Origin of the sequence: Shewanella sedimentimangrovi, assembly GCF_017354965.1 — a bacterium.
Classification (GTDB): Bacteria; Pseudomonadota; Gammaproteobacteria; order Enterobacterales; family Shewanellaceae; genus Shewanella; species Shewanella cyperi.
Window position 1 is genome coordinate 2,836,201 of sequence record NZ_CP071502.1, and the last position, 23,420, is coordinate 2,859,620.

At 57.0% G+C, this 23,420-nt stretch carries 16 protein-coding genes; 2 read left to right on the plus strand and 14 right to left on the minus strand.

Annotated features, from left to right (window positions below; all coding sequences use genetic code 11):
• Positions 1-14: 14 nt before the first annotated feature.
• Together JYB85_RS12400 and purL are read right to left on the minus strand one after the other, a co-directional pair.
• Positions 15-1,571, minus strand: a complete 1,557-nt coding sequence (locus tag JYB85_RS12400; RefSeq protein ID WP_207379557.1) for a cytochrome ubiquinol oxidase subunit I — start codon at positions 1,569-1,571, stop codon at positions 15-17.
• Positions 1,572-2,491: 920 nt separating this feature from the next.
• Positions 2,492-6,373, minus strand: coding sequence for a phosphoribosylformylglycinamidine synthase (purL, locus tag JYB85_RS12405; RefSeq protein ID WP_207382061.1), 3,882 nt, complete (start codon positions 6,371-6,373; stop codon positions 2,492-2,494).
• Positions 6,374-6,616: 243 nt separating this feature from the next.
• On the opposite strand from purL, the gene mltF reads away from it, so the two are divergent.
• Positions 6,617-8,032, plus strand: a complete 1,416-nt coding sequence (gene mltF / locus JYB85_RS12410; RefSeq protein ID WP_207379558.1) for a membrane-bound lytic murein transglycosylase MltF — start codon at positions 6,617-6,619, stop codon at positions 8,030-8,032.
• 312 nt (positions 8,033-8,344) lie between these two features.
• On the opposite strand, the gene tadA is transcribed toward mltF, so the two are convergent.
• The 5 genes from tadA to guaB form a co-directional block, all read right to left on the minus strand.
• Positions 8,345-8,815 (minus strand): tRNA adenosine(34) deaminase TadA, encoded by a 471-nt coding sequence (gene tadA / locus JYB85_RS12415; RefSeq protein WP_267459520.1) that lies wholly within the window; start codon positions 8,813-8,815, stop codon positions 8,345-8,347.
• Positions 8,816-8,987: 172 nt separating this feature from the next.
• Positions 8,988-9,821, minus strand: a complete 834-nt coding sequence (locus JYB85_RS12420; protein ID WP_207379560.1) for a nucleotidyl transferase AbiEii/AbiGii toxin family protein — start codon at positions 9,819-9,821, stop codon at positions 8,988-8,990.
• A complete protein-coding gene (locus tag JYB85_RS12425) occupies positions 9,775-10,773 on the minus strand; it encodes a type IV toxin-antitoxin system AbiEi family antitoxin (RefSeq protein WP_207379561.1) in 999 nt (332 codons plus the stop codon). The genes JYB85_RS12420 and JYB85_RS12425 overlap by 47 nt, the downstream gene beginning before the upstream one ends.
• 182 nt (positions 10,774-10,955) lie before the next feature.
• On the minus strand, positions 10,956-12,533 hold the full coding sequence (gene guaA, locus JYB85_RS12430; RefSeq protein ID WP_207379562.1) for a glutamine-hydrolyzing GMP synthase: 1,578 nt from the start codon (positions 12,531-12,533) through the stop codon (positions 10,956-10,958).
• A gap of 105 nt (positions 12,534-12,638) precedes the next feature.
• The gene (gene guaB / locus JYB85_RS12435) at positions 12,639-14,105 is read right to left on the minus strand and encodes an IMP dehydrogenase (RefSeq protein WP_207320311.1); all 1,467 of its coding nucleotides are present in this window, start codon (positions 14,103-14,105) and stop codon (positions 12,639-12,641) included.
• Positions 14,106-14,224: 119 nt separating this feature from the next.
• Between guaB and xseA the strand changes: the two genes are divergently transcribed.
• Entirely contained in the window at positions 14,225-15,583 is a 1,359-nt protein-coding gene (gene xseA / locus JYB85_RS12440; protein ID WP_207379563.1) for an exodeoxyribonuclease VII large subunit, read from the plus strand.
• Positions 15,584-15,679: 96 nt separating this feature from the next.
• On the opposite strand, the gene der is transcribed toward xseA, so the two are convergent.
• The 7 genes from der to pilW form a co-directional block, all read right to left on the minus strand.
• Positions 15,680-17,146: a ribosome biogenesis GTPase Der gene (gene der, locus JYB85_RS12445; protein ID WP_207324293.1), complete on the minus strand. Its 1,467-nt coding sequence runs from the start codon at positions 17,144-17,146 to the stop codon at positions 15,680-15,682.
• Between the two features lie 79 nt (positions 17,147-17,225).
• On the minus strand, positions 17,226-18,413 hold the full coding sequence (bamB, locus tag JYB85_RS12450) for an outer membrane protein assembly factor BamB (protein WP_207379564.1): 1,188 nt from the start codon (positions 18,411-18,413) through the stop codon (positions 17,226-17,228).
• A 10-nt stretch (positions 18,414-18,423) separates the two neighbouring features.
• Complete coding sequence (locus JYB85_RS12455; RefSeq protein WP_207379565.1) at positions 18,424-19,041, minus strand: tetratricopeptide repeat protein; 618 nt, start codon at positions 19,039-19,041, stop codon at positions 18,424-18,426.
• 42 nt (positions 19,042-19,083) lie between these two features.
• The gene (gene hisS / locus JYB85_RS12460) at positions 19,084-20,358 is read right to left on the minus strand and encodes a histidine--tRNA ligase (protein ID WP_207379566.1); all 1,275 of its coding nucleotides are present in this window, start codon (positions 20,356-20,358) and stop codon (positions 19,084-19,086) included.
• Positions 20,359-20,471: 113 nt separating this feature from the next.
• Positions 20,472-21,587, minus strand: a complete 1,116-nt coding sequence (gene ispG / locus JYB85_RS12465) for a flavodoxin-dependent (E)-4-hydroxy-3-methylbut-2-enyl-diphosphate synthase (protein ID WP_207320317.1) — start codon at positions 21,585-21,587, stop codon at positions 20,472-20,474.
• A 49-nt stretch (positions 21,588-21,636) separates the two neighbouring features.
• The gene (locus JYB85_RS12470) at positions 21,637-22,614 is read right to left on the minus strand and encodes a RodZ domain-containing protein (protein ID WP_207379567.1); all 978 of its coding nucleotides are present in this window, start codon (positions 22,612-22,614) and stop codon (positions 21,637-21,639) included.
• A complete protein-coding gene (gene pilW / locus JYB85_RS12475) occupies positions 22,614-23,399 on the minus strand; it encodes a type IV pilus biogenesis/stability protein PilW (RefSeq protein WP_207379568.1) in 786 nt (261 codons plus the stop codon). Before pilW ends, JYB85_RS12470 begins: the two co-directional genes overlap by 1 nt.
• Between the last annotated feature and the right edge of the window lie 21 nt (positions 23,400-23,420).

The following is a 23,420-nucleotide window of genomic DNA, read 5'->3' on the forward strand; positions in this document are numbered from 1 at the left end:
GTTAGATCCTCAACTCAGGCCTTGTGGGTCTCAAAATGATAACGACCGGTTTTCAGGCTGCTGGGGCCCAGGCGGGCAAATTTCTGCATCAGATACACTTCTATCACCAGCAGCACAGTGTAAAACACACTGATGGAGATAATGCTGAACCAGATGTCCCCCGGCGTCAGGCTGGAAGCGGACATGAAGGTCGGCAACACCTCGGAGATGGTCCAGGGTTGGCGACCGTACTCGGCCACAAACCAGCCACATTCGATGGCAATCCAGGGCAACGGCAGGCTGAACAGCGCCGCCCGCAGTACCCACTTGTTTTCTTCAATCCGGTGACGGGTGCTTTGCCAGAAGGCGGCGGCAAACACCAGCAACATGATCATCCCCGCCCCCACCATGACACGGAAACTCCAGAACACCGGCGCCACCCTTGGAATGGAATCCAGGGCCGCGGCCTTGATCTGCTCTTCGCTGGCATCGACCACCTTGTCGGTGTAACGCTTGAGCAGCAGGCCATAACCGAGATCGCCCTTGGCCGCCTCAAATTGTTCACGCAGTTCCGGCGAGGTGTCACCGCCGCGCAGGCGCTCCAGCATGGCGTAGGCCTGCATGCCGTTACGAATGCGCTGCTCGTGGCCGTCGATAAGATCTTTAAGGCCAATCACTTCCTCATCCAGGGAGCGGGTGGCGATAATGCCCATGGCATAAGGGATCTTGATGGCGTAATCGGTGTGCATTGTGTCCTGATTGGGCAACCCAGCCAGGGTAAAGGCTGCCGGTGCCGGCTCGGTATGCCACTCGGCCTCAATGGTGGCCAGTTTGACCCGCTGTACCTCACCTACGGTGTAACCGGATTCGTCACCCAGCACTATTACAGACAAGATTGACGCCATGCCAAAACTGGCGGCGATGGCAAAGGAGCGGCGGGCAAAGGGCAGATCGCGCTTCTTGAGGATGTAATAGGAACTGATGGCCAGTACGAACATGGCACCGGTCACGTAACCGGAGGCCACGGTATGGACAAATTTCACCTGGGCCACAGGGTTGAACAGCACCTCGGCAAAACTGGTCATTTCCATGCGCATGGTTTCATAGTTGAACTCGGCCCCCACGGGGTTTTGCATCCAACCATTGGCCACCAGGATCCACAGGGCCGACATATTGGTACCCAAGGCCACCAACCAGGTTACCGCCAGATGCTGGCGCTTGCTGAAACGATCCCAGCCAAAGAAGAACATGCCGACAAAGGTGGACTCCATAAAGAAGGCCATCAAGCCCTCAATGGCCAGCGGCGCCCCGAATACATCGCCCACATAATGGGAGTAATAGGACCAGTTGGTGCCAAACTGGAATTCCATCGCCAGCCCCGTGGTCACCCCGAGGGCAAAGTTAATGCCGAACAGCTTGCCCCAGAACTTGGTCATGTCCTTGTAGATGGGGTTATCCGTCATCACATAGAGGGACTCCATGATGGCCAGCAGAAATGCCATGCCGAGGGTCAGGGGAACAAACAGGAAGTGATACATGGCCGTCAGCGCGAATTGCAGGCGCGATAGCTCGACAACCTCTTCAACTATCATCAGAGACTCCTTTAATGACATCTCCCGGGAGACATCAGGTCATACCGTGCAGGATTGGGGGCATAAGTGCCACAGCGCCGCCGAGTGATACCTGGAAACCTGCGTTACTTGGAAAGGCAACCCGACTCATTAGCTTATTTATCAATCTGTTAATTAAATAAGCCCCATTGGCGACAGCGAGTTTATACCACCGCAAATTGATCCAGATCAATGTAAGGTGATTTTTTATGCCAAATTTGCGGACCACAGCACGTTTGCGCAGACATGCCCTAACCGGGGCAATTGGTCATGACCACGTCGGTTGAGCCCCATAGGAACCACGCCATTAACAGCAGATTATTAATTAATTATGCTCTGACCCTGAATTTCCATTAAATTCGGCACAGCTTCATTAAAATAGATAAGCAATTAGAATGACAGGCAACGCAAATAAACCGTATTTTATTGTTTTAATAGGTATTTAATTAAAGATGAAAAATACACCACATATTTATGATTAGTTTTTCTTATATCTAATTCAAGTTTTTCTCGTTTGAAGCGAAGATTGACTGCGGCTAATATATGCCCAGTGTTAAGGAGACGGTTTTTATTGCCATCTGTGCTGTAGGCGAAACCCAACTCCGCGTGATTCAACAATTTTTGTGGAGAAGCCCAAATGAAAAACTTACTCGATCGTCTGGTTAACCGCTATAAGCGTGTCTTTGTTGAACTCTACACAGCCAAGGAGCTGTAAGAGTAAAACGTTCCCTTTTGAAGTGATTTATTGTTTTGTTAGCGCAAAACCGCCCCGGCCCACCCCGGGGCTTTTTTTTTGCTTGTGCAGCAAGCTTTCCAACCACCTAATTACAGATCAGCAATCAATAAAAAAGGAGCGCCGAGGCGCTCCTTTTTATTAGAGATAGACGACTGATCTATCTTGATTAGCCGATCTTGACCCGGGCATTGCGGAACATGCGCATCCAGGGGCTGTCTTCACCCCAGTTGTCCGGATGCCAGGAGTTGGCCACGGTGCGGAATACCCGCTCTGGGTGCGGCATCATAATGGTGACTCGACCATCCAGAGTAGTAATACCGGTCAAGCCGTTTGGCGAGCCGTTGGGGTTCTGCGGATACTGGGTCGCTACCTGGCCATGGCCATTCACATAACGCAGGGCTATGGTGCCGGTCGCTTCGGCGCGGGCCAGTGCCTCGGCATTGGCAAACTCGGCAAAACCTTCACCGTGGGACACGGCAATTGGCATGCGTGAACCTTCCATGCCGCTGAAGAACAGCGATGGGCTCTGCTGCACTTCCACCAGGCTGAAGCGGGCTTCAAAACGCTCGGAGCGGTTACGCACGAAACGCGGCCAGTGCTCGGCACCAGGGATGATGTCTTTGAGGTTCGACATCATCTGACAGCCGTTACAGACCCCGAGGGCAAAGCTGCTGTCGCGCTCGAAGAAGCGGCTGAACTCGTCGCGGGCACGGCCGTTGAACAGGATGGACTTGGCCCAACCCTCACCGGCACCCAGCACGTCACCGTAGGAGAAGCCACCACAGGCCACCAGGCCCTGGAACTGCTCCAGGCTGATGCGGCCCGAGAGTATGTCCGACATGTGCACGTCGTGGGCTTCAAAGCCGGCGCGATCGAAGGCGGCCGCCATCTCCACATGGGAGTTTACGCCCTGCTCACGCAGGATAGCCATCTTTGGCGCCACGCCCTTGAGTATGTAGGGTGCAGCCACATCTTCGCTTGGGTCGAAGCCCAGCTTAACGGTCAGACCCGGCTCATCGGCGCGTTGCTTGAGTTCGAACTCTTCGCGGGCACACTCAGGGTTATCGCGCATGGCCTGCATGCGATAGGTCGTCTCGGACCACAGGGTGCGCAGAGCCACGCGGCTGTTGCTGTATACGGCACGCTCACCGTCTCGGATGCTGATCTTGTCTTCGTTGACCAACTCGGCAACCTGATGGCAGGCAACGCCGGCGGCGCCATAGGCGGCTATGATGGCATCGGCATCGGCCTTGGCCACCTGGATAACGCCACCCAGTTCTTCGTTGAACAGGCGCTCCAGATCCGTGCCAGGCAGTGCCGACAGGTCGATATCCAGACCCGTGTTACCGGCGAAGGCCATTTCCACCAAGGTGGTGAACAGACCGCCGTCACTCTTGTCGTGGTAGGCCAGCAGCTGACGGCTTGCCACCAGAGACTGGGTCACTTCGAAGAAACCGCGCAGGCTGGCGGCATCCTCGAGATCCGGCGCCACATCACCCAGCTCACCATACACCTGGGCCAGACAGGAACCACCGAGGCGGACCTTGCCCTTGGCGAGGTCTGCCAGCAGCAGCACGGTTTCACCCTTGTCGCTGCGCAGCTCTGGGGTCACTGTATTGCGCACATCGCGCACCGCACCGAAGGCGGAGATCACCAGCGACATGGGCGCGGTTACCGTCTTCTGCTCACCGGCCTCTTCCCAGGCGGTCTTCATGGACATTGAGTCCTTGCCCACGGGAATGGTCAGTTGCAGCTCTGGGCACAGCTCTTCGCCCACGGCCTTGACCGCCTCAAACAGACCCGCGTCTTCACCCGGGTGACCGGCGGCAGACATCCAGTTGGCTGACAGCTTGATACGCTTGAAGGAGCCAATGTCGGCACCGGCGATGTTCATGATGGACTCGGCCACCGCCATGCGGGCAGAGGCGCCAAAGTCCAGCAACGCCAGCGGAGTGCGCTCGCCCATGGACATGGCTTCACCGGCATAGGTGTCGAAGGTGGCGGCGGTCACGGCGCAGTCGGCCACGGGCACCTGCCATGGACCCACCAGCTGATCCCGGGCCACCAGACCGGTCACGGTGCGGTCGCCAATGGTGATCAGGAAGGTCTTGTCGGCCACGGTCGGCAGGTTCAATACCCGCTTAACGGCTTCGTCGAGCTTGATGGCGTCCTGGATCAGCGCAGGCGATACCGCCTTTTTGCTGACCACATCGCGGCTCATCTTGGGTGGCTTGCCCAGCAGCACTTCCAGCGGCAGGTCGATGGGCTTGTTGTCGAAATGGGTGTCGGACAGGCTCAGGTGACGTTCTTCGGTCGCCTCACCCACCACGGCAAAAGGTGCGCGCTCGCGCTCACAGATGGCGGCAAAGCGCGGCAGATCCTCGGCGGCCACAGACAGCACATAGCGTTCCTGGGACTCGTTACACCAGATCTCCAGCGGGCTCATGCCGGGCTCATCGGAAGGCACGTTACGCAGCTCGAAGCGGCCACCGCGACCGGCGTCATTTACCAGCTCGGGGAAGGCATTTGACAGGCCACCGGCACCCACGTCGTGGATAAATTGGATTGGGTTCTTGTCACCCAGCTGCCAGCAACGGTCGATCACTTCCTGGCAGCGGCGTTCCATTTCCGGGTTTTCACGCTGCACAGAGGCGAAATCCAGATCTTCACTGGACTGACCCGAGGCCATGGATGAGGCGGCGCCACCACCCAGACCAATGTTCATAGCGGGGCCACCGAGGACGATAAGCTTGGCGCCGAGGGAAATCTCGCCCTTCTGCACATGCTCTTCGCGGATGTTGCCCAGACCACCGGCCAACATGATGGGCTTGTGGTAACCACGCACTTCGACGCCGTTATGGCTGCTGACCTGCTGCTCATAGGTACGGAAGTAACCCAGCAGTGCCGGACGGCCGAATTCGTTGTTGAAGGCGGCACCACCCAGGGGGCCGTCGATCATTATGTCGAGGGCGCTGACGATACGCTCGGGCTTGCCGTAGTTGCCTTCCCAGGGTTGCACGAAACCGGGGATCTTGAGGTTGGACACGCTGAAGCCTGTCAAACCGGCCTTGGGCTTGGAGCCGCGACCCGTTGCGCCTTCGTCACGAATTTCACCGCCTGAGCCCGTGGCCGCCCCCGGATAAGGGCTGATGGCGGTCGGGTGGTTGTGGGTTTCCACCTTCATCAGGATGTGCATGGGTTCGGTGTGATAGTTGTAGACACCGTCAGGGTCCGGGAAGAAACGACCGGCCACTGAACCTTCCATCACGGCGGCGTTGTCCTTGTAAGCGGACAGCACGTGATCCGGGGTCTTCTCGAAGGTGTTTTTGATCATTTTGAACAGCGACTTGGGCTGCACTTCGCCGTCAATGGTCCAGTCGGCGTTGAAGATCTTGTGACGGCAATGCTCAGAGTTTGCCTGGGCAAACATCATCAGCTCGACGTCGTTGGGGTTGCGTCCCAGGCGGACAAAGTTGTCCACCAGGTAATCGATTTCATCTTCCGCCAGGGCCAGGCCCATGTCGCGGTTGGCCACTTCCAGGGCACGACGACCTTCACCCAGGATATTAACGCTGGTGAAGCGGGCGGGTTCGGTACGGGCGAACAGCACGGTGGCAGACTCGAAGCTGTCGAGCACCACTTCAACCATGCGATCGTGCAGCAGGCCCTTGAGCTGCTTTTGCTGCTCGGCGCTGAGCGCATCGGCTTCAACGTAATAGGCCACACCACGCTCGAGGCGTTTTATCTTGCCAAGACCGCAATTTTGGGCGATATCTGTTGCTTTGGAGGACCAGGGGGAAATGGTACCGGGGCGGGGAGTCACGAACAGCAGTTGACCTGTGGGGGCGTGCGCTTCGATGGCGGGGCCGTAGGTCAGGATCTTGCCAAGTTGCTCGGTTTCATTGGCGTCGAGCGACTCGCTAAGATCGGCCAAATGAACGTATTCTGCGTAAATTTGGCGTACCGGAAGCGCTGCTTGTGCACAGGCCTCCATCAGCTTTTGCACCCTAAACGCCGAGAGTGCAGGGGCTCCGCGGATGATCTCCATCACGTCTTTTCACCTTATTATTTATAATTACAGGGTCAGAGGTGGCGCTATTATAGGGAAATGTGCTCCGTAAATCACCTGCTGCTGCGACACAAAACAGTGTTTCTCGCAAAGCGACAGGGCTCCAGAACAGACTTTTTCCAGGCTATTCAGCCTGGCCTCAGCCAAGGACGGCTAGCATGGTAAACTGCAAGTCGTTCAACCCAAGCCTCACAGGCACTAATATTAGGCTAATTTATTGAAATGCATAAACATTGGTTAACATTCATCCTGCTGTTGCTGCTGACCGCCTGTCAGCCGGCGGTGCATGAACCAATGCCGGTCGAACCCGAACCCCAACAGGAACTCAGGGTCGGCACCCTTTATGCCCAACAGATTTACATGAGCTCAGGTCAGGGCCTCAGCGGCTTTGACTATGAAATGGCGGAGCGCTTTGCCGATTATCTGGCGCTGCCGCTGAACATGAAGGCCTATGGCAGCCGCAGCGAACTGTTCGATGCCCTCGCCCACGGCGAGATAGACATTATCGCCGCCGGCATGACCGAAACCCCCTTTCGCCGCGACCGCTTTCGCATGGGCCCACCACTGTATTATGTCAACGAAGTGGTGGTCTATAAGGAAGGCAATCAAGCCCCCCAGAACGTTGACGAATTGAGCGGTCAGATTACCGTGGTGGCCGACTCCGCCTTTGTGGAAAGCCTGACCCGCCTGCAGCAGGCGCGTCCCGAACTGGTATGGGAACAAACCGGCGACAAGGATAACGACGAATTGCTGGCTCAGGTGGCCCAGGGGGAGCTCAAATACACCCTCAGCCATTCCACCAGCTTGCAGATTAACCGCCGCTTTCTGCCGGAGCTGCGGGCCGGTTTGGTGCTGGCGGAGCAACAGCCCGTGGTCTGGCTGTTGTCGGCCACGGGCAGCGATGTGCTGATGAGCAAGCTGCTGAGTTTTTGGCACCAGGAGCGCCGGGCCGGCACCCTGGATCATCTGAACGAAAAATACTTCGGTCACGTCAAACGCTTCGACTATGTGGACACCCGTGCCTTTATCCGCGCCATCGACGCCAAACTGCCCCTGTACCGGCCGCTGTTCGAGGCCTATGCGGGGGAGTTGGATTGGCGCAAATTGGCCGCGGCCAGCTATCAGGAATCTCACTGGAACCCCAATGCGCGGTCACCGACAGGTGTACGCGGCATGATGATGCTGACCTTGAGCACCGCCGGTCAACTTGGTATAGACAACAGATTGGATCCCGAGCAAAGCATTCGTGGCGGTGCCGCCTACCTTAAAGATCTGCTGACCCGGCTGCCGGAATCGATTCCCGAGAATCAGCGGATGTGGTTTGCCCTGGCGGCCTACAACATAGGCTTGGGGCACCTTGAGGATGCCCGCAAACTGGCCGAGGCCCAGGGACTTAACCCCAGCGCCTGGCGCGATGTGAAACAGACCCTGCCACTGCTGCAAAAACGCAAATACTATCAGGGTACCCGCTACGGCTATGCCCGTGGCGGCGAAGCGGTGCATTACGTGGACTCCATCCGCCGCTACTACGATACCCTGGTGTGGCTTGACAACCAGAATAGCCCGGATCAACCCCTGGCCCAGGAAACGCCCCCCGACAGCGATACCTTGACGGACCAGGTCACGGCCCCCAAATAGTCCCGAAAGACAACCGTTTGGGGACTAATACCCTCAGAGATCAAATATCCCGCTCATCTGCCCAAGAAACAGCCAAGCAGTTCCCCGGCCCCCTATTGCCAGCAAAGGCCGTCGCTGTTAATGTTTTTAAAACAGAGAATTCTGAAAAACACCCTAGTGGTCACAGGGACCCGGGAAAAAGGAGTACCCCAAATGAAACGAAAGATATTCAACAATGCCGCCGCGCGGCGCCGCACAGTACTGAAGGCCCGTCACAAGCAGTTGCTCAACCGTCAAAAGCAGTTCTTCAACTTCATCCAGGCCGAGGACTGATCAGTCCTGCGGTTTCGCCGCCTGTTTCAAGGCTTTTTTCTCCTGCCGGCGACGCCGAAAAAACTCACTTAGCTGCGCCGAGCATTGCTCGGCCAAGACCCCGGCGCTGATCTCCACCTGATGATTGAACGCCGGGTGCTGCAACAGGTTAACCACGGTTCCCGCCGCCCCCGTCTTCTCATCCCTGGCACCAAACACCAACCTTTGGATGCGACTGTGCACCATGGCACCGGCACACATGGCGCAGGGCTCCAAGGTCACATACAGTGTGGTGCCCAGCAGGCGGTAGTTATCCAGTAACTTGCCACCCAGGCGTAAACACTGCATCTCGGCGTGGGCACTGGGATCGTTGAGGCCTATGTTGTGATTGAAGCCCGTGGCAATCAGCTCACCATCCTTCACCAACACCGCCCCCACCGGCACCTCCCCCTCGGCCTCGGCCAAAGCGGCCTGGGCCAAAGCCTCACGCATCCAGTGTTCATCATCATCTATTGGGTTCAAGCTCAATCCTGTCGATTCTGTCGATTCAAAAAAACGGGGCGCCCATTATAGCCAGCCACCCCGCCAAGCCGCAAAAAAGAAAGGGCGCCGCAGCGCCCTTAACTCAGTTTGACCTTCTGTAACATGAATGATTTAAAAAGCCTTATAAATCCAACCCAGTCCAGAAATCCCACAGGAGTCGTTCTATCCTGTCGTGACCATATGTGTGCTGATGTTTAAACAGAGCCCCAACAAATCGATCCAAATCAGATGCCAAGGCCTTTATCCGGCAGACAGTCTGTGGGTTGGTAGCGGGTTCAGACAAGATCATTTTCAAGTCATATCCGAGGAGGAAGGCACCCTGCCTTTCAATGTCATAATTCAATCGCTCTGCCGGAATAAAAGGTTCCCACAGACGATCTTCTTGTATATGTTGATATTCAAGCAAAACGGTTAAAAAATCGGCCGCATCCTTGCCAGCCTCATTTCCCCGTTCCTGCCAGGCAATGAGTTTGAGCAAAGTCAGCCCAGCCAGAGACGCGACCTTGATGATATTGCCCTGCCCAATGTCCACTGATAACGCAGCATCGTAAGCTTCCTGAAAACCTGCGACTGACATGGTGACTGCATGCTCAGGTGGCCACTGTATATCTCCTTTATCGCCTGCTATGCCGCCAAATGGAATAATATCGATTGGCAAGGCACTGTGAGGATCTTGTAATCGATGGATGCTTTTAGTTTCTGTTAAACCGGCATTAAGCAAGGCCTGTTTTACTTTGGAAAAGGCTTCCCAATCCGGTACCAGTATGCCTGTATCAATATCACGGGTTTGGCGCCCGGGATCCCGGCCAAACACATTGAACAAGACAATATCCCTCGCTGTTGCTCCTGCTACAAAAAATGGCATTCCGGTTTGCTTGGTTGTGGCCGCAATCAGCATCAATACAGGTTTAAACCCAAGTTTTAGGGAGTGCTTTAAGGTGTAGATATTGCTCATTTATTAGTCCGGCGACCTCTCTGTTTCGGCTATCGTTGCTGGCAAGCAGTTCCGCAACTGCAAGTAGCGCCTTGGCTTTACTGTCGATTTTCAACTCTTTCCCCCAGAATGCGGGAACCAACCAGAATCTTCCGGTCTGGTTTGACTTTGCCTTTAGCAGAGCAAGCTTTTTTTGCAATGGCTCAAACGTGAAGAGCTGTAAATCATAAGGTTGCAAATAGTGTGTCAACTCATCGGCGGCCACTTCCCCCCCCCAGCAATCATCGGAGGTTAACGGGATTTCGCGCCAATCATCCGGAGCAATCAGCCTTAACCCACCAAGCTTTGGTCTTAATACCGTGCGATAGTATTCAATCCAAATATGATAAAGCGCTTCCCTATCCAGAATACGTCTGGTACTGCCTAGACTGACAAGCTTTTCGGACGCCAAATATTGAAATCCCTTACTGACCATACCTAATGAGATATTCGCCATATCGGCAATGTTTCGAAACGGTAAGTGTAATACCTCTTCCTGTGCCAATAAGGCAAACAACAGCTTCATAAAACCCAGCCCCGGCTTTCCCTGCCGGTTACTTGAAGGGGCACTTACCAAGCTATCCTTGCCCTCAACCCATAGATGTAACCCGTTATAATTCACCCTGGCATTACCAGCCTCATCAATGAAGTTGATCGAATGGCTGGAGCAAAAGTCTGCCAAAAAGGGCGACAGCCTGTTGCATACCAGTAAGGTGTCGGGACGAGCAGTATCCAACAATGCAGCAAGGCTTTCTTTACGGTGAATGTACTTGATTTCAACGTCAAACGGGTAGCGTTCACCATATGCTATTAAAGTCACTTTTGCATCGGTGTACAGATGGCCATCTGGCTTTGGATCAAATGTAGACTCGCCTTGGATATGGGGGGGCAGATTATCCATGGCAAGCATTAGCAAGGTCGCCTCTTTGTTCATACAAAATCAACGTTCATGAATCATGAACAAATCATAGTTGTGAACATCAAGAACTGCAAGAAGATTGGTCGTCCTTTGAGGATGCTTCTCGGGCGCCAGAGCTACGGATAAACATAGGATAAGGGAATAAAAAAGGCGCCGGAGCGCCTTTTTTATTCTTCAACTGTGATAAGCCGCGAGGCTTATTCCCACTCAATGGTCGCTGGTGGCTTACCGGAGATGTCGTACACCACACGGGAGATACCGTTGATTTCGTTGATGATACGGTTGGACACCCGACCGAGGAAATCGTATGGCAAGTGGGCCCAGTGGGCGGTCATAAAGTCGATGGTTTCCACCGCACGCAGGGACACAACCCAGTCGTACTTACGACCATCGCCCATCACACCCACACTGCGTACCGGCAGGAACACTGTGAAGGCCTGGCTGACCTTGTTGTACAAGTCGGCCTTGTGCAGTTCTTCGATGAAGATGGCATCGGCGCGGCGCAGCAGGTCGCAGTATTCCTTCTTCACTTCACCCAGCACGCGTACACCCAGGCCAGGGCCGGGGAATGGATGACGGTAGAGCATGTCGTAGGGCAGACCCAGTTCCAGACCTATGCGGCGCACTTCGTCCTTGAACAGTTCACGCAGCGGCTCCACCAGACCCAGCTCCATATCGTCCGGCAAACCGCCGACGTTGTGGTGAGACTTGATCACATGGGCCTTGCCTGTGGCACTGCCGGCGGATTCAATCACGTCCGGATAGATGGTGCCCTGGGCCAGCCACTTGGCATTGACGCATTTTGAGGCTTCTTCATCGAAGATTTCCACGAATACGCGGCCAATGATCTTGCGCTTGGCCTCGGGGTCATTTTCGCCCTTGAGGGCGTCGAGGAAGCGGGCTTCGGCATCCACGTGGACTATGTTGAGACCGAAGTGGTCACCGAACATCTCCAGCACCTGGTGGGCCTCGTTGAGACGCAGCAGGCCGTTGTCGACAAATACGCAGGTCAGCTTGTTGCCGATGGCGCGGTGCAGCAGCATGGCGGTCACTGAGGAATCCACGCCACCTGACAGGCCGAGGATCACTTCATCGTCACCCACCTGGGCCTTGATGCGCTCGACCGCATCTTCAATGATGGAGGCAGGTTGCCATTTGGCATCACAGCCACAGATATCCAGGGTGAAATGTTCCAGCATGCGCTTGCCCTGACGGGTGTGGGTCACCTCGGGGTGGAACTGCACGCCGTAGAATTTCTTGTCTTCGTTGGCCATCACGGCGAAAGGACAGGTCTCGGTCTTGGCGACGGCCACGAAGCCTGCGGGGATTTCCGATACCTTGTCACCGTGGCTCATCCACACGTCCAGCAGCGGCTTGCCGGAATCGGACAGACCGTCTTCGATGTGGCGCAGCAGGGCGCAATCGGCCAGCACTTCCACCTGGGCATAACCGAACTCGCCCTCACCCACGCCCTGGATAACCTTGCCGCCGAGCTGCTCGCTCATGGTCTGCATGCCGTAGCAGATCCCCAGCACAGGCACACCGGCGTTGAACACGTACTCGGGGGCACGGGGTGAGTTGTCGGCGGTCACAGACTCGGGGCCACCGGCCAGAATGATACCGTTGGGGGCGAATTCACGGATCTGGGCCTCGGTCACGTCCCAGGCCCAGAGTTCGCAGTACACGCCGATTTCGCGGATACGGCGGGCGATCAGCTGGGTGTACTGGGAGCCGAAGTCGAGGATCAGTATCTTGTGCTCATGAATATTGCTCATGGGTAACCTTTATCTCATCGTTAAGCGAATTTTTTGGCCGGGCCCACAAGCATGGGCCAGACCATCAGGTACAGCAAGGGCGACTCTGGGCCGCCCTTGTCATTGTCAGCCGCCGGTACGGTAGTTCGGGGCTTCCTTGGTAATGGTCACGTCGTGCACGTGGGACTCGCCCATGCCGGCGGAGGTCACCTTGACGAACTGGGCCTTCTCACCCAGCTCCTTGATGGTGGCGCAACCGGTCAGGCCCATGCAGGAACGCAGGCCGCCCATGTGCTGATGGATGATTTCCTTGAGCTTGCCCTTGTAGGGTACACGGCCTTCGATGCCTTCCGGCACCAGCTTGTCGGCGGCGTTATCGCTCTGGAAGTAGCGGTCGGAAGAACCCTGGCTCATGGCGCCAAGGGATCCCATACCACGGTATGACTTGTAGGCACGGCCCTGATACAGCTCGGTTTCACCCGGGGCTTCGTCGGTACCGGCAAACATTGAGCCGGCCATCACCACTGAGGCACCGGCGGCCAGCGCCTTGGCCAGATCGCCGGAGAAGCGGATACCGCCATCGGCAATCACAGGGATGTCCAGGTGCTTAACCGCAGCGGCTGCATCGGATACGGCGGTGATCTGCGGTACGCCCACACCGGTCACGATACGGGTGGTACAGATGGAACCTGGGCCAATACCCACTTTCACCGCATCAACACCGGCTTCCACCAGTGCCAGGGCACCTTCGGCAGTGGCCACGTTGCCACCTATGATTTGCAGATTGGGATGTCTTGCGCGGGTATCACGGATACGCTGCAGCACGCCTTCGGAATGGCCGTGGGAGGAGTCAATCAGCAGCACGTCCACACCGGCCTTGACCAGGGCATCGACACGCTCTTCGTTGCCGGCGCCGGCACCGACGGCGGCACCGACACGCAGACGACCCAGTTCGTCCTTACAGGCGTTGGGTTTGCGCTCGGCTTTTTCGAAATCTTTAACAGTGATCAGGCCCTTGAGGCGGAAGTTGTCATCCACCACCAGCACCTTCTCGATGCGGTTGGCGTGCATCAGCTTCTGCACTTCGTCGAGCTTGGTGCCTTCAGGCACAGTCACCAGACGCTCTTTTGGTGTCATGACCTCAACAACCTGGAGGCTCCAGTCGGTCACGAAACGCACGTCACGACCTGTGATTATGCCCACCAGTTCGTTGGCCTGGTTAACCACGGGATAACCGGCAAAGCCGTTGCGCTCGGTAAGTACCTTGAGCTCGGCCAGGGTAGTTTCCGGTGTCACTGTCACGGGTTGCTGTACCACACCGGCTTCGTAGATTTTGACCTTGCGGACTTCTTCGGCCTGGGCCTCAATACTCATGTTTTTATGGATAAAGCCAATACCACCTTCCTGGGCCATGGCGATCGCCAGGCGTGCCTCGGTCACGGTATCCATGGCAGCAGACACCAGAGGTATATTGAGCTCGATTTTTTTGGTCAGACGAGTTTTGAGGATCGCGGTATTAGGGAGTACGGTGGAGTGCGCTGGCACCAATAACACATCGTCAAAGGTAAGCGCTTCTTTAATCAAACGTAGCATTGCAACATCTCCCCATGTGTAGGATATAAGAGGTGAAATATTGCGGCGGCATTATACCTTGCAAGCTGGCACTGGTAAATGGAAAATACATAAAAATTCGCGTTTGTCCGGAAAAATCCATGCAAGTCCCTAAAAACTCGATTTATACCGTTTCCCGCCTCAACGGCGAGGTACGGCAACTGCTGGAAGGACAGCTGGGTAAGATCTGGCTCAGCGGCGAGATCTCCAATTTCTCCGCCCCCGCCTCGGGTCACTGGTATCTGACTTTGAAGGACAGCCAGTCGCAGATCCGCTGCGCCATGTTCAAGGGTCGCAACACTGCCGTCAGCTTCCGGCCCCAGAACGGCCAGCAGGTGATAGTTCACGGCGGGATCAGCGTCTACGAACCCAGGGGCGACTATCAGCTGCTGCTGGACGCCATGTTACCGGCCGGCGATGGCCTGCTGGCCCAGCAATACGAAGCGCTGAAATTAAAACTGGCCAGTGAAGGCCTGTTTGCCGCCGCGACCAAAAGGCCGCTGCCGGCCCACGTGCAGCGCATAGGGGTTATCACCTCCCCCACAGGTGCCGCCATCCGCGATGTGCTCAATGTGCTGAAACGGCGCGATCCGTCCCTGGAAATCGTTATTTACCCGACAGCTGTGCAGGGCACAGGTGCCGACAAGGAGATTATCCGCGCCATAGAGCTGGCCAATCAGCGGCTCGAGGTAGACGTACTGCTGCTGACCCGCGGTGGTGGCAGCCTGGAAGATCTCTGGTGCTTCAACAGCGAGGCGCTGGCACATGCCATCTACAACAGTGCTTTGACAGTGGTCAGCGCCGTTGGTCATGAGGTGGATACCACAATTGCCGACTATGTTGCCGATGTGCGCGCCCCCACTCCGTCTGCCGGTGCCGAGCTGCTGTCCCAGGATCAGGACTACAAACGCCAGCGCCTGAGCGCCCTGCTGGCGCGCCTTGGACAGGGCTGGCGTCATTACCGCTTGTCAAAGGCCGAGCGCCTGGCAAGGCTGCAGGCAAGGCTCGACAGGCAGGATCCCAAGCGGGCACTGGAACGGCAGATGCAGCGGGTGGATGAGCTGGCGCTACGACTGGAAGCGGCCCTTGAACGCAAGCTCGCCCAAGCCACCCTGACACTGGAGCGCCTCGGTGCCCGTCTGAGCCGTCAATCCCCCGCCCAAAAGTTGGCCCTGGCACGTCAGCGCCTGGGCTATCTCGACAGCCGGATGCATTCCGCCATGGCGGACGGCCTTACAGACGCCAAACAGCGGCTGGCGGCCAATGCCCACAGATTGGAGAGCGTAAGCCCCCTGGCGACCCTGTCACGGGGTTATTCCATCACCAAGGACAGCGAGGGCCGGGTGCTGGAGCAGGCGCAGGACGTGGCCGTTGGCGAGCTTATTCACAGCCGGCTCAGACAGGGGAACCTGGTATCCCGCATCGAGGCTATTGACTTAGACGCGAACTCAAACGGCTAATACTTCCCATAAACGGAGAATTTCGGGCTTCAGAAAACAAAACACCAGGCACTGCCTGGTGTTTTGCTGTTTGTGGTACGAAGCGCGGGGCCCGGATCAGGCCTTTTTGTTCTTGATGTGGGTCATCATGCGCTTACGGCGACGCTCCTGACTCAGGGTCAGTTTTTCCACCTTGCCTTCGAAGGGGTTGTCCCCTTCCTGGAAACGCAGCTGGATGGGCGTACCTATCACCTTCAGCGAACGGCGATAGTAGTTCATCATGTAGCGCTTGTAGGAGTCCGGCAGCTTGCTCACCTGGTTGCCGTGCACCACAACGATCGGCGGATTGTAACCACCGGCGTGGGCGTACTTGAGCTTCACCCTGCGGCCGTTGACCAGCGGCGGCTGGTGATCGTCCTGGGCCATCTGCATGATGCGGGTCAGCATTGAGGTGCTGACGCGGCGGGTTGCGCTGTCGTAGGCCTCTTCGATGGACTCGAACAGGTGGCCTACGCCGGTGCCGTGCAGGGCGGAGATAAAGTGAATGCGGGCAAAGTCGATAAAGCCCAGACGACGGTCCAGTTCGGTCTTGACCCTGTCCTTGATATCGTTGTCTATGCCGTCCCACTTGTTGACCGCGATCACCAGGGCGCGACCGGCGTTGAGGGCAAAGCCCAGCAAGCCTAAGTCCTGCTCGGCAATACCTTCGCGGGCATCGATAACCAGCAGCACCACGTTGGCATCTTCAACCGCCTTGAGGGTCTTGATCACCGAGAACTTCTCAATGACCTCGTGCACCTTGGCACGGCGACGCACACCGGCGGTGTCGATAATGATGTATTCGCGATCTTCGCGCTGCATCGGAATATAGATGGAGTCGCGCGTGGTGCCGGGCTCGTCGTACACCACCACCCGCTCTTCACCCAGAATACGGTTGGTCAGGGTCGATTTGCCCACATTGGGCTTGCCTATGATGGCCAGCTTGATGGGCAGGTCCTGCAGGCGCTGCTGCTCGGCCTCGGCCTCTTCCTCTGTGTACTGACGCTCGTCGGCTTCTTCCTCGACTTCACCGTCACGGCTGATCCCCATGGCCTCGGCATAGGGCGCCAGGGCGTATTCGATCATATTGGTCACGCCACGGCCCTGGGCGGCAGCCATCTGGTACACCTCACCCAGGCCCAAAGACCAGAACTCGGCACAGGCGGAGTCGGCGTCTATGCCGTCAACCTTGTTGGCCACCACGAAGGTGGTTTTCTCGCGGCTGCGCAGATGCTGGGCAATGGCCAGATCGGCGGCGGTCAGACCGGCACGGGCGTCGGTCATAAACAGCACCACATCCGCTTCCTCGATGGCTGCGAGGGATTGCTCGGCCATCTTGGTTTCAATGCCTTCTTCTGTGCCGTCGATACCGCCGGTGTCCACCACGATAAATTCATAGCCGGACAAAAACGCGCGGCCGTACTTACGGTCGCGGGTCAGGCCCGGATAGTCAGCAACCAGCGCATCCCGGGTACGGGTGAGACGATTGAACAGGGTCGATTTGCCCACATTGGGACGACCCACCAGGGCCACTACAGGGATCATGTTTTTGCCTCTATTACAAACTTTTCAATAAAAAGCCCCCGGAAGCACTTCCAGGGGCTTGGCAAGGTTCAACCTTGACTTAAGGAAGTGTGACTATGGCCACCTTGCCGCTGCGGCCCTGGACATAAATCTTGTTGTCCACCACCAGCGGTTGGCCATACAGGCCGCTGCTGTCTACCTCGATGCGACCCACCAACTTGCCATCGGCACGGTCGATAAAGTGCAGATAGCCTTCGAAATCACCAACCACCAGGTAATCACCGAACACCTCAGGTGATGTCACGGCACGGTTGCTGAGCTCTGAGTTGCTCCACATTTCCAGACCGTTGCGCCTGTCGATGGCGTAGATGCGGCTGTGGTCATCCACCAGATACAGTTGCACCCCAGAGCTTGCCAGCTCGTTGAAGCTGGAATACTTGCGGGTCCACACCACTCGGCCAGTGCGGGCTTCCATGGAAACCAGGTTACCGTTATAGCTGACAGCGTACAGGTTATCACCTATCAGCAGCGGGGTCATATCCACGTCGGCCATGCGGCTGAATTCGTTGCCACCGCTGGGGCTGTAGATGGCCTGTTCCCAGGCGGGCTGACCGTTTTGCTTGATAACCACGGCCACCTTGCCATCGGCGGTGCCGACAAAGAAGCCACCACCTTCATAGGCTGCGGCACCTGTGCCACGCAACGTCAGATTCGGCAGACCGTTATCATAGCTCCAGACCTTGGCGCCTGTGTCTATGTTGAAGGCCTCAAGGGCACCGGCGCCGGTATTCACCACCACCATGTCGTCGGCGACAGTTGGGGCCGACAGCAGCTCGCCTCCGGCCAAGGCATACCACACCACCTCGCCGGTATTCGCATCCAGGGCACCCAGGAGGCCGCTCTCGCCGCCAATGAACACCTTATTCTGGGCTACAGTGACACCGGCGGCCAGACGGGCGCCCTTGTTCTTGGCCAGCACATTGTCACGGAACAGTTCGCTGAAGTCCTGGGACCAGACCTTGTCACCGCTGGCCTCGTCAAAGGCCGTCACCTCACCGTAGCGATCGGCAACGAAAATTTTGCCGTAACGCACCGCGGGACGGAGGCGGGAGTAATAGTCACCAACACCGCTGCCGACCTTTTCATCCCAGTTGATCTGGGGGAAAACGGTGGCATTGATTTCCTTGAGCTCACTGACGGGTTCTTCTTCCACATCGTTGGAAGAACAGGCCGACAGGGCAGCCAAGCTCAGCCCGGCTACGAGCAGGTTTTTGCACCAAGACTTCATCGGCCCTTCCTTATGCCTGATTCAGGTTGTCGAGCTTCATACGCAGCATGGGTGACGCACCCACACCGCTCTTGTCCAGCGCGCTCTGATAAGCGGCCTTGGCCTTGTCGTTCTCGCCCTGGCGAGCCAGGAAATCACCCTTGAGTTCTTCACGCTGGGCTTCGAAGGCAGGCACAGTCACTGCATCCAGAGTGGTCAGCGCCGTGGCCAGCTGGCCTTGCTCGGCCTGTACCCGTGCCAAGCGCAGGGTGGCCACCATGGCCAGCTCACCGGCGGCCTTGTTGGCAATCACTTGCTTGAGCAGTTCTTCGGCCTTGGTGTAATCCTTGGCATCCACAGCAGACTTGGCCATCATCAGCGCCAGCAGGGTTTCATAACCGGCCTGATCGTGCTCGGCCTTGAAGTTTTCGGCAGCCTTGAGCATGGCGGCTTCATCACCGGCCTGACTGATGGTTTCAAATGCCTGGCTGGCGGACTCGGCCTTGGCCAGTTTCATGTCGGAATAGGTATTCCAGCCATAAAGACCACCCAGGCCCACCACGGCGCCCACCAGGATAGAGGTACCGTATTCCTTCCAAAACTGCTTTATCGCCTCGACCTGTTGTTCTTCGGTGCTATAAATATCCACGCGCACGTCCTCTTGTTGTTATCAGCGCTTGCCTGTGCAGTGCTAGATCAAATTCTTCAGATAATCGGCCAGGGCTTCACGGGCCACCAGCTGTTGTTCGTTGTCATTGCGCAGCGGTTTGACCGCCACCTGGCCCTGGGTCAGTTCGCTCTCCCCGACAATCAGGGCGAACGCTGCGCCGCTCTTGTCGGCGCGCTTGATTTGCTTCTTGAAGTTTCCACCGCCGCAGTGGCTCATGATGCGAGCCCCCGGCAGCGCGTTGCGCAGCTCCTGGGCTATGCGCAAGGCTTCAACCTCACAGTCACTTCCCATGGCGGTCACATACACATCCACTGCCGCCGGAATGTCCTTGGTCAACTCCAGGGTTTCCAGCAGCAGCACTATGCGCTCCAGGCCCATGGCAAAACCCACGGCAGGGGTGTCTTTGCCACCCAGCTGGCCCACCAGACCGTCGTAACGACCGCCGGCCAGCACAGTGCCCTGGGCACCCAGGCTGTCGGTGACCCACTCAAATACTGTGCGGTTGTAATAGTCCAGACCGCGAACCAGACGGGGGTTAACCCGGTATTGGATGCCAACGGCCTCCAGGAGTTCACACAGACGGGAAAAATGTGCCCGGGACTCATCGCCCAGGTAGTCCATCATGGCCGGGGCATCGGCCAGCAGCGCCTGCACCTGGGGATCCTTGGAGTCCAGTACCCGCAGCGGGTTGGTGTACATGCGGCGCTGGCTGTCTTCGTCCAGCTTGTCCTTGTGTTGCTCAAGGAAGGTCACCAGGGCCTGACGATAATCGGCGCGCTCGTTGCTGTCACCCAAGGTATTGAGTTCCAGGGTGACCTGCTCGGTGATGCCAAGCTTTTCCCACAGACGGGCCGACAGCATCAGCACTTCGGCATCTATGTCGGCCGAGCCTATGCCATAGACTTCCACACCAAACTGGTGGAACTGGCGATAGCGGCCCTTTTGGGGACGCTCGTGGCGGAACATGGGACCCATGTACCACAGGCGCTGTTCCTGGTTGTACAGCAGGCCGTGCTCGTTGCCGGCACGCACGGTGGAGGCCGTGCCCTCGGGACGCAGCGTCAGGCTGTCGCCGTTGCGGTCCTCAAAGGTGTACATTTCTTTTTCAACGATATCAGTGACTTCACCAATAGAGCGCTTAAAAAGATCGGTACTTTCCACTATGGGAGTACGGATTTCGCTGTAGCCATAGGCTGCTACACAGTCACGCAGAACCCCTTCGAGTTTTTGCCACAGGGGAGACTGGGTGGGCAGAATGTCGTTCATTCCGCGAATCGCTTGGATCTGTTTTGCCACGGTATTTGACTCGTTGGATAAGCTGTAAATTCAAAAAATGTCCCGCATTATAGGCAATCGGGCACCAAAAATAAAACAGCGCCTGGAGAGCGGCTCTCCGGGCGCGGGTCACCTCAGTCTGTGGTGTCCTTGATGTCGATGCGGCTCTCCATCAGGGTCGCCTTAGCGCGGATCTTGGCTTCCAAGGCATCGACCAGATTGTCGTTATCGAAACGCTCCTTCTGGCGCACGCCGTCATCGTAGTAACCGCTCTTGTTGTGGCCGCCGGCCAATCCCAGGTGGGACACCAGCGCCTCGCCTGGACCGTTGACCACGCAGCCTATGATGGACACGTCCATGGCTGTGGTGACGTCTTCCAGACGGCGCTCCAGCTCATTGACTGTGCCTATCACATCGAACTCCTGCCGTGAGCAGGAAGGGCAGGCAATAAAGTTGATGCCGCGGGAGCGAATGCGCAGAGATTTGAGGATATCAAAGCCGACCTTGATCTCTTCCACGGGATCGGCGGCCAGGGAGATCCGCAGGGTGTCACCTATGCCCTCGGCCAGCAACATGCCCAGGCCCACGGCCGATTTAACCGAACCGGAACGGGCACCACCGGCCTCGGTGATCCCAAGGTGCAGCGGCTGCTTAATTTGTTTTGCCAGCAGGCGATAGGACTCCACCGCCAGGAACACGTCCGAGGCCTTCACGCTGACCTTGAACTGGTCAAAGTTGAGCCGGTCGAGTATGTCCACATGGCGCATGGCAGACTCCAGCAAGGCTTCCGGGGTCGGCTCCTTGTACTTGTCCATCAGGTCTTTTTCCAGCGAGCCGCCGTTGACGCCGATGCGGATGGGGATATTGCGATCCCGGGCCGATTCGACCACGGCGCGGATCCGCTCTTCATTGCCTATGTTGCCCGGGTTGATGCGCAGACAATCGGCGCCGTATTCGGCCACCTTCAGGGCAATGCGATAGTCGAAGTGAATATCGGCCACCAGCGGCACCTGCACCTGCTGCTTGATCAATTTGAACGCCTCGGCGGCATCCATGGTCGGCACAGAGACCCGCACTATGTCGGCTCCCACCTTTTCCAGGGCACGAATTTGCGCCACGGTCGCGGCCACATCCGTGGTGCGGGTGTTGGTCATGGACTGCACAGCAATCGGCGCGCCATCGCCTATGGGCACCTGACCAACATAAATACGGGTGGAGGGACGACGTTTGATGGGGTTCTCGTTGTACATCTCAGCTCTGCTCTACAAAAGACGTGCTCTACAAAAAAGGCCTGCGCCGTTAACCGGCCATGGGCAGGCTGAACCTGGCCACCCGGTTTTTGGGATACTGTTCCAGACTGACAGGTGCGCCGTTAAATTCCAGGCTCACGGCCTGGGGCGCGCCGAGGATCAGCTTGAATGGCCCCTTGCCTTCGACCAGTACGGCCTGACCAGGCTTTTTAACATCGCTCAGCAGCACCTTGCCACTGGCGTCTGTCACCTGGATCCAACAATCGGCATTCAGGGTAAAGCTGATGCGATCCACCCCCTGGGCGGTGGCGCTGATTTGGGTATCCTGCAGCGGCGGCTCGGATTGAGTCTCATCCAGCACTTCCATGGAAGTACTGGCACTGCCGGCGGTGGTTTCTGTGGCCAGTATGTCTGCCGTGCTCTGGTGGTCAACAGCCAGAGCACCTTGTTCAACGCCTGGCTGTTCCAAACCCGAGTGTTCCAGGCCGGTTTGTGCCGGGTCGGTTTGCGGTGAAATCACCTCTGGCTGCGGCATTCTTGCCTGCTCACGCAGCGCTTCCACCTCTTCCACCGTGGGCTTGGAGAAATCAACCCCGGTAAACAAGGTCGCCTTTTGCACCCACCAGAGCACCAACAGCGCCAGCAGCACTATGGCTATCAGATAACTGACCAGGGTCAGGCGGCTGTCTCTGGCCTGACGGGTGGTTTTGCGGGAAAAACTCTGCATTGAAGGGGCACCGGGCGTCGGCACCTGCTGTTCCAGGCAGGCGTCGATCAGGGCCTTATCGGCCTCCACCAAACGGGCATAGTTTTTGACATAGCCACGCACATAGGTGGACGAGGCAATATTGGAAAAATCGTCCGCTTCTATGTCGCTGACAATGGACGGCCGTAAATGCAATGCGGTTGCCACGTCGGCCACGGTTTGTCCCCTGGCCTCGCGGGCGGCCTGGAGTATGGCCCCTAGACTGGGGCGTGTTTCAGTCTGCTGTTCGTCCGTGTGCAGTTGCTTTTCTTCATCGTTCATCAATGTAAACTTGCCCGGTATTGCTTGGCTTCAGGGGAAGCGGGAAACTTGGCCAACAGCAAAATTACGAAATGCTTGGCCGCTTCACTGTCGTTGAGGCCACGCTCAATTTCTATTCCCAACGCCAGACTCTGCGGCGATTCGGAAGCAACATTATGGTAACGCGCCAACTGGGCCTTGGCCGCGGCAAAATCCTTACCTTCGGCTTCCATTTCCGCCAACTCCAACAGTGAGGTGGCACGGCGCGGGTCATACTTTAGCGCCATATCAAAATAGTGTCGCGCTTTTTCTATTTGACCGGCATCACGGCTACAAATTCCCAAGTTTTCATAGCTTGCCGCGGTACGGGTGTACTTGGGCTGCTCTATGGCCTTGAGGAACATTTTTTCCGATTCATCAAACTCTTTTTGCTGACACAAAAACACGCCAAAGTTATTCATTGAGTCGCCGCTGGCATCGCGGGTATTGATGGCGCGGCGATAAGCCTCGGCGGTGCGGATAAGATCGCCCACGGTCTGATAGTAATAAGCCATGGCAATATGCACCTCTTCCAGTTCGGGGGCATAATCCATGGCTTTATCCAGATTGAATTTGGCTTGTTCTGTGTTGCCGCGCTTGAGATAAGTCAGTCCCAATTGCATGCGTTCGCGGGCCGCCGCCAGTTTGTCGAACTGGCGTTCGGTGACAGGAGTATCGGTCCCGCTATAGGTACGCTCGGTCACGCAAGCTGTCAGTGAAACCGACAGGAGTGCCATCAGGGAAATCGCAGCCAATCCTTGCTTCATGTGCAAGCCCATTAATCTGTG

Bases quoted from the DNA above. Each gene is read 5' to 3' on its own strand.
- JYB85_RS12400 (WP_207379557.1), bottom strand. From the start codon at position 1,571: ATGATAGTTGAAGAGGTTGTCGAGCTATCGCGCCTGCAATTCGCGCTG.
- purL (WP_207382061.1), bottom strand. From the start codon at position 6,373: ATGGAGATCATCCGCGGAGCCCCTGCACTCTCGGCGTTTAGGGTGCAA.
- mltF (WP_207379558.1), top strand. From the start codon at position 6,617: ATGCATAAACATTGGTTAACATTCATCCTGCTGTTGCTGCTGACCGCC.
- tadA (WP_267459520.1), bottom strand. From the start codon at position 8,815: ATGCGTGAGGCTTTGGCCCAGGCCGCTTTGGCCGAGGCCGAGGGGGAG.
- JYB85_RS12420 (WP_207379560.1), bottom strand. From the start codon at position 9,821: ATGAGCAATATCTACACCTTAAAGCACTCCCTAAAACTTGGGTTTAAA.
- JYB85_RS12425 (WP_207379561.1), bottom strand. From the start codon at position 10,773: ATGAACAAAGAGGCGACCTTGCTAATGCTTGCCATGGATAATCTGCCC.
- guaA (WP_207379562.1), bottom strand. From the start codon at position 12,533: ATGAGCAATATTCATGAGCACAAGATACTGATCCTCGACTTCGGCTCC.
- guaB (WP_207320311.1), bottom strand. From the start codon at position 14,105: ATGCTACGTTTGATTAAAGAAGCGCTTACCTTTGACGATGTGTTATTG.
- xseA (WP_207379563.1), top strand. From the start codon at position 14,225: ATGCAAGTCCCTAAAAACTCGATTTATACCGTTTCCCGCCTCAACGGC.
- der (WP_207324293.1), bottom strand. From the start codon at position 17,146: ATGATCCCTGTAGTGGCCCTGGTGGGTCGTCCCAATGTGGGCAAATCG.
- bamB (WP_207379564.1), bottom strand. From the start codon at position 18,413: ATGAAGTCTTGGTGCAAAAACCTGCTCGTAGCCGGGCTGAGCTTGGCT.
- ispG (WP_207320317.1), bottom strand. From the start codon at position 21,587: ATGTACAACGAGAACCCCATCAAACGTCGTCCCTCCACCCGTATTTAT.
- JYB85_RS12470 (WP_207379567.1), bottom strand. From the start codon at position 22,614: ATGAACGATGAAGAAAAGCAACTGCACACGGACGAACAGCAGACTGAA.
- pilW (WP_207379568.1), bottom strand. From the start codon at position 23,399: ATGAAGCAAGGATTGGCTGCGATTTCCCTGATGGCACTCCTGTCGGTT.